4 protein-coding genes are annotated in these 5,538 nt (G+C 74.4%); 3 read left to right on the top strand and 1 reads right to left on the bottom strand.

Annotation, left to right across the window (positions count from 1 at the left end):
• Nucleotides 1-447 precede the first annotated feature (447 nt).
• Nucleotides 448-1,290, top strand: a complete 843-nt coding sequence (locus ABZ885_RS34525) for a hypothetical protein (RefSeq protein ID WP_360197703.1) — start codon at nucleotides 448-450, stop codon at nucleotides 1,288-1,290.
• A 65-nt stretch (nucleotides 1,291-1,355) separates the two neighbouring features.
• Nucleotides 1,356-1,661 carry a hypothetical protein gene (locus ABZ885_RS34530; protein ID WP_360197706.1) on the top strand — a complete coding sequence of 102 codons (306 nt, stop codon included), beginning with the start codon at nucleotides 1,356-1,358 and terminating at the stop codon, nucleotides 1,659-1,661.
• A gap of 160 nt (nucleotides 1,662-1,821) precedes the next feature.
• Here ABZ885_RS34530 and ABZ885_RS34535 read toward each other — a convergent pair whose 3' ends face one another.
• Nucleotides 1,822-3,051, bottom strand: a complete 1,230-nt coding sequence (locus ABZ885_RS34535) for a phosphodiester glycosidase family protein (protein ID WP_360197709.1) — start codon at nucleotides 3,049-3,051, stop codon at nucleotides 1,822-1,824.
• A 433-nt stretch (nucleotides 3,052-3,484) separates the two neighbouring features.
• Here ABZ885_RS34535 and ABZ885_RS34540 point away from each other — a divergent pair.
• The coding region (locus ABZ885_RS34540) for a BTAD domain-containing putative transcriptional regulator (RefSeq protein ID WP_360197712.1) at nucleotides 3,485-5,538 on the top strand (2,054 nt) is incomplete at its 3' end.

The following is a 5,538-nucleotide window of genomic DNA, read 5'->3' on the forward strand; positions in this document are numbered from 1 at the left end:
GGCAGCCCGGCCACGCCCCGGGCCGAGGTTTCGTCAGAACCCCTGATGTGACGGCACCTCCGGCTGCGGCCACGCCTGCGCCAGGCCGCGCACTGCTCGACGTCGGCCGGATCAAGGCCGCCCTCGTCACCGACGCCCGCACCGCCGCGGGGGCCTCCTCTCCCACCCGGAGCCACCCGCCGGCGAGGGCGGGGCATACCGGCCCGCTGCCGACCTCGCCTGCACCGCCGGCATCGGCGACGAACGACACCTGCTGCGCGCCTTCATCGAACGCCACCGCCCTGGCGCTGGCGACGAGCGAACCGCGGCGCAGCTGGCGGCCGGCGCCCGGGTATGGGCGACGGGGTCGACGGCGGAGCCGTCGCCGAATCCTGGCGTGAACGCGCGGTGGGAGCGAAGGGCAGAGTCCGGCGCCCCTGCGTCTCCCGGTTGCGCTACTCTCCGGCAATGCCAGAAGTTGATCAATCTTTCGCCCGGAACCGGCAGGCCACCTCAACCCTCCGCGTCCGCACGGTTGTGGGCATCGTCCTCGGTGTCGCCGCGCTGGTCGGCTGCGACCCGAGTGGTGCCGCCACGACCCCCGCTGAGGGGCCGTCCATACCCGGAAGTGTCGCGGCCAACACGGCGCCGACGGCCTCGACGCCGGTCACACCTACCCCTGCGGCAGGCCCTGCAGCCACTTCACTGTCCTTCAGCTACCACGCGCTGGGGAAGCAGGAGTACATCGACCAGACCCTGTCCATCGGCAACGACGGGCAGGCCAGCGTGGTGCCCACTCTGACGATCACAGCTGTGGACGGCAGCGGCAGGGAACTGCCCGACGTGCAGGTCACCACGGCTTACGGGAGTGACCGGGGCAGTCTCGTCATCCAGCCCGGCGGGGGCTATGACGTTCTGGCCTTCCACGGGGCTGACGCCAAAAATGTCGCCGACGTCAAAGTGACCGTCAAAGAACTTGCCGCGGCGGACCTTCCGGAGAGCGCATCCGGGGTCGAGGCCCAACCGGCGGACGCCGCAGGCAAGCCGCTGACCAAATTCGACCCGTTCGACCAGGTCATCCTGAAAAACCCGAACAGCACGGCCGTATCGGTCCGTATTGTCTATCTGGTCTACGACCAGCCGTCGGCCGGAACGCCCCAGCAGGCGATCGAAGCGGTCCCGATCGGCGGGTTGATCACGGTTCCGCCCGCGGGCACCACGCCTGTGGCCGTGTCCGGAGACGCAAAGTCGGCCGTCCGGAAGTATTCAGGTGGCCCGGCCGTGAGCGTCAAGACCTACTTCTCCCGTTAGCCGGTCGCGCGGGGCCAGCCGGCTCCCGGCCCCGCGCCATCGTGTGGGCATCAAGCCACCGGGCGGTGAGGACGACGAGGAGGGCCTCGATACCCGTCACCGGCTGGTTCCTGGCCGAGGGGCTGCTCACCGCCGCGCAGGCCCGTGCCCTGCCGAACCGCCTGAACGACCTGTGCCACCGTCTCCTTCCCGGGGTCGCCGGCCTGACCGACCTGATGGAGACACCCCGCGCCGCCCTCCAGGGACCGCTCGCCGGACCGGACTACGTCAGCGCGCTCACGGAGCACCCGCCCCCGGCCCGCCGGTCGGCTCGACCGGCGGCCACCGACGTCGTCGGAACACCGGCGAGCCGGCGAGTGACACCGGAGTGACGCTCCGGGCTTGTTCTCGGGTCTGCCCCGGGGCGCCGGGACATGGGAAGGAACGGCGAAGGCGATCCGGGTCGACCGTCGTCGTCGAGGGACGGGTGGCACGCGCTGCCGACCCGGCCGAGCACCGCCGGCACCCCGGGCGTGGCCCGGCGAGCCGCCGTCAGCGTCGCGCCGAGAAGATCGCGATGCCGTTGGGGACCGGTCGTTCCTGGTCGTGGTGGAGGTTGTTGCGGACGACGGCCCGGCCGGTGACGGGGGCGCGGGTGGCGATGGTGGCGGACCCTCCGCCGTCCAGCTGGGAGGCCTGGGCGCAGTCCAGGGAGTGGAGGACACCGGCCAGTTCGCCGAGCGTGAGTCCGGTGGAGGTGCCGGAGCGCCCGTCGGTGGAGAGCAGCCGCAGGGTGTGGCCGCCGTCGGCGATGCCGATGGCCGCGCGGGGTTCGGCGGTGACGTCGTCCAGGCCCGGCAGGGGACGGTGGTCGCGAATCAGCGGGTATGCGCCGAGGGCGAAGGCGAACGGCACCGGGCTGCTGGAGGCGAGGCGGTAGTCGACCGCGGCGGGTGTGCCGGGAGCCAGTCCGCGCAAGGCACGGGCGCCGGCTTCCCGGCCCAGCAGGACGGTGGTGTCCGGATCGACGGGGCCGGTGCCCGGTGCGTCGGAGACCGTCGCGATGCGGCCGTGGCGGATGGTCACCTCGTAGGTGTCGCCGGTACAGGGGGCGGCCCGGTCGTCGTCGGTCCCGCACGCGGCGCGTGCGCGGGAGACCTCGCCCCACTGGGCGGTGAAGGCCCCGATCGAGTCGACGGGCAGGGCGTACTGGTTGAGGCCGCCCAGCACCAGCTCACCCTGTGGGGTGCGGATGCGCCCGTGCAGCACCAGCCGGTCCATCCGGGCCCTGCCGTCCACCCCCACACCGAACACGTCCTCATCGGCGTCACCGAGCGGCTCCGTCCGGCCGAAACGCTGCCCCACGGGCACTGCAGCCTTCAGCGGCCGGCCGTTCAGGACCGACGGGCCGGAGGCGGCACCGGTCGCCGGGACGCCGGGATGCTGCCCCTCGGTCATGTCGAAGAAGTCGCCGTTGATCGCGGCGACGGCCCCGGCCTCCTCCCCCATCCGGGAGACCGTCTTCCGGGCGGCGACCGCGCCGGGGTAGAGCAGGCCGGCGGCCACCCCCGGACGCTCCAGATCCGCCGTCACCACGTGGACCCGGGCGCTCCCCCGCGCGGTGGGAACGGTGAACGCCTCGTAGACCACGCCGGTCGCCAGCTGCTCACGCACCACGGCGGAACCGGCCGGGGCGGCGACGGCCGGGTGGGCCGTGGAGTCCGACCCCAGGGCCACCGAGACCAGCACCAAAGCCGCGGCGACGCTCGTGACAGATCTCATGAGGTCACTATGTGCGGCTCCGGACGGCGTTCCGGCGCAGGCACGGCAACCGGCCGTCAGGAAAGCACCCCTCCGGCGAGCCTGCGGCCCGGGCCACGGTCGGCAGTGACCTGTGCAGGGAATCCGACGCCCACGGCCGACGCGCGGTCAGACGTTCCGGCAGCGCGGCTTCGCCTCCGCCCCGGCGGGGACCGAAGGCCCGCGTACCGGAACTCTTCGGTCGATTTCGGCGTCTTCCGTGGGAGGCTCTCGCATGAGTGCCCGCCCCGGGCGGGTGCGCCGACCGAGGGAGGCGGCATGACGTGGCTTCTGTGCCTGACCGCGCGATGGTGGTGATCAGCGGGGCCTTCGTCGTCGCGTCCGCGGTGGTCCTGCTGCGCCGGTAGGCCGGACGGCACGGCGTGGGGTGTGCGCCGTCTACGATGTCCCCGTCATGATCGTATGCAAGGTGCTCGGCTCGTTCCAGGTCGAGGTCGACGGCCGCACGGTCGATACCGGTGGTCGGCTCGCCCGGATGGTTCTGGTCCAACTGCTGCTCGCCCGCGGGACGGTCGTCCCCACGGAACGGATCATCGGACGGTTGTGGCCGGAGCGCGTCCCGTCCAGCGCACAGACGTCGCTCCACGCCTACATCGCCCGTCTGCGGCGCGTCCTCGAACCGGAGCGGGCACCGCGTACGCCCGCGCGGCTGCTGGTCAGCGCGCCCTACGGCTATGCCCTCGCCGTGGAGCGGGACGCGGTGGACGCCTGGGTGTTCGAGGACCGGGTGGCGGCCTGCTCGGCGGTGGAACTGCCGGCCCACGCCGCCGCCGAAGGCCTGGCCGAGGCGCTGGCGTCGTGGGGCGGACAGCCGTGCGCGGAGTTCTCGGACGAGCCGTGGACCGCCGGCGAACGCGCCCGCCTGGAGGAGGTGCACCGCACCGCCCGCGAACGCCTCGTGGCCGCGCGGCTGGGCTGCGGCCGGGCCGCGCAGGCCCTCGCCGACGCGGGCACGCTGACCCGGGAACAGCCGCTGCACGAGGAGGGCTGGAGGCTGCTGGCCCTGGCTCTGTGGGCCCGGGACCGCCAGGGGGACGCGCTGGCCGCGCTGCGCCGGGCCCGGCACGTCCTCGGCGAGGAACTCGGCGTCGAGCCCGGGCCCGCCCTGCTCGAGCTGGAACAGGCCCTGCTGCACCAGCGCCTGGACGTGCTCCACCGGGCGACCGGGACACCCGCCGCGGCCGCCGCGCGGACCGGGGTGAACACCGCCCTGGCGCCGGCTCGGAGCCCGGTCGCCACCGCCGGGGGCCGGACGCCGACGGTCCTGGCGGCCGACCGGCTCCTGGGCCGCGACGAGGAGCTCGCCGGGCTCGCCGCCGCGGCGGACCGGGCCCGGGCCGGCCGAACGCAGGTCGTCCTGGTCTCCGGCGAGGCCGGAATCGGCAAAACCAGCCTCCTGGACGCCGCCGTCCGCCAACTGCCCGAACAGGGCTGGCTGGTCGGCACCGGACACTGCCCGGAGACCGACGGCGCCCCGCCCGGCCGGGCCTGGTTCGAGATGCTGCCCACCCTGGCACAGGCCGCGCCACCGGGCCCGTACGCCGATGAGCTCGCCCCGCTGCTGGCCCCCGGCACCGCGAGCGACACCGGGCAACCGGACGGCAGCCCCGCCCGGCGCTTCCGGCTGCACAAGGCGCTGCTCGACTGGCTCCGCGAGACCGCCCTGCGGCGCCCCCTGGCGATCGTCCTGGACGACCTGCACCGCGGTGACCAGGAGAGCATCGAGCTGTACCTGCTCTGCGCCGAGCAACTGCGTGACGTCCCCCTACTCCTGGTGGGCTCGTACCGCACCGGCGAGGGCGACCTGACCGGGGCCCTGGCGCGCCTGGCCGCCTGCTCGCCGCTCCGGCTGGCCCTCGGCGGGCTGTCGGACGCCCAGGCCGTGGAGCTGCTGCACCGCGGGGCGGCCGACCTGAGCGACCACGCCGCCGCGGCGCTGGCCGAACGCGCCGGCGGAAACCCCTTCTACCTGCGCGAGAGCTCGCTCCTGATGGCCGGTGAGGGCGAGCGACAGGCGCTGGCCCGCGTCCCGCAGGGCGTCCAGGACGTGCTGCGGCGACGGCTCGCCCTGCTCGCCCCGACCGTCACCGCCGGGCTGCGGCTGGCAGCCGTCGCCGGACGCGAGGCCCCGGCGGCCCTGCTCGTCCACGCGGCGGACGACGCCGAGCAACTCCTCGACGCCCTGGACGCGGGTGTCACCGCCGGACTGCTCACCGAGCCGCGCCCGGGCACGGTCCGCTTCACCCACGCCCTCGTGCGGGACGCCCTGGAGGGAGACCTCACCCGCCTGCGGCTCGCCCGGATGCACTCCCGCCTGGGCCGGGCCCTGATCGCCCTCGGCTCCGACGACGTCGCCGCCACCGCTCACCACCTCCTGCGGGCGGCCGCGGTCGTGACCGCCGACGCCGGGCCCGCCGTCCACCACGCCCGGCTGGCCTGCGAACAGGC

Source organism: Kitasatospora sp. NPDC047058, from assembly GCF_040643935.1.
In the GTDB taxonomy this organism is placed as follows: Bacteria; Actinomycetota; Actinomycetes; order Streptomycetales; family Streptomycetaceae; genus Kitasatospora.

What these genes read in the sequence shown, in the direction of transcription:
- ABZ885_RS34535 (WP_360197709.1), bottom strand. Translation starts at nt 3,051, where the DNA reads ATGAGATCTGTCACGAGCGTCGCCGCGGCTTTGGTGCTGGTCTCGGTG.
- ABZ885_RS34525 (WP_360197703.1), top strand. Translation starts at nt 448, where the DNA reads ATGCCAGAAGTTGATCAATCTTTCGCCCGGAACCGGCAGGCCACCTCA.